The organism is Nocardioides sp. Root682 (assembly GCF_001427795.1).
Lineage (GTDB): Bacteria > Actinomycetota > Actinomycetes > Propionibacteriales > Nocardioidaceae > Nocardioides.
The window spans coordinates 52457-52872 of sequence record NZ_LMHJ01000006.1; the positions used below are offsets into that span (position 1 = coordinate 52457).

Consider the following 416-nt stretch of genomic DNA (forward strand, 5'->3'; position numbering starts at 1 on the left):
ATCAGGCTGTGGGACTCGACCTGGCCGTTGGAGTCGATGTCGTCGAAGTCGAAGTGCCGCCGGTCGGCTGCGGCTTGGCGCTCTTGCTCGGCACGTTCGGGGTCGAACCGCAGGATGGCTTCAGTCACGAGGCGGTCGAGCTGTGCCCACCCGACACCGCCGACCGCTGCGAGCTGGCGGTCGACAAACGCAGCGGCCTCGGCGTTGAGCGGTCGGGTGAGGTCGGCGATGCGTTCGGCACGCCAGGGCGCCAACCTGCCCTCGACCACGGACTTGTAGATGTTGGGGAGCCGCCAGGCGCACTCGATGATCCGTCCGACGTAGGCACGTCCCCCGTCAGGTGAGCGGCCCAGTACGGCGATGAGTTCCATCAGGTGGAATTCCGAGACCAGCGGTGCACCGTCACCCGCGATCGG

At 67.5% G+C, this 416-nt stretch carries 1 pseudogene; it reads right to left on the bottom strand.

From position 1 onward, the window contains the following. Nucleotides 1-371 (bottom strand): annotated as a pseudogene (locus ASD84_RS24570) (hypothetical protein); the annotation flags it as partial. Nucleotides 372-416: the final 45 nt, after the last annotated feature.